The organism is Bacillus cereus group sp. BfR-BA-01380 (assembly GCF_022663535.1).
In the GTDB taxonomy this organism is placed as follows: Bacteria; Bacillota; Bacilli; order Bacillales; family Bacillaceae_G; genus Bacillus_A; species Bacillus_A cereus_BB.
On record NZ_JAKUFS010000136.1, the window covers coordinates 1 to 223 of the forward strand.

Genomic DNA, 223 nt, shown 5'->3' on the forward strand with positions numbered 1-223 from the left:
ACCACTACACCACGGGACCATTGGTTGCGGGGACAGGATTTGAACCTGCGACCTTCGGGTTATGAGCCCGACGAGCTACCAGACTGCTCCACCCCGCGATGATATAATATTCTTTTAAATAAAAAATGGAGGAGGTAGAGGGATTCGAACCCCCGCGCGACTCTCGCCGCCTGTCGGTTTTCAAGACCGATCCCTTCAGCCGAACTTGGGTATACCTCCGTAT

General features: G+C 53.4%; 2 tRNA genes. Both read right to left on the reverse strand.

Annotation, left to right across the window (positions count from 1 at the left end):
- Positions 1-21 precede the first annotated feature (21 nt).
- Positions 22-98: transfer RNA gene (locus MR076_RS26265), tRNA-Met, on the reverse strand.
- Between the two features lie 28 nt (positions 99-126).
- A tRNA-Ser gene (locus MR076_RS26270) sits at positions 127-219 on the reverse strand.
- Between the last annotated feature and the right edge of the window lie 4 nt (positions 220-223).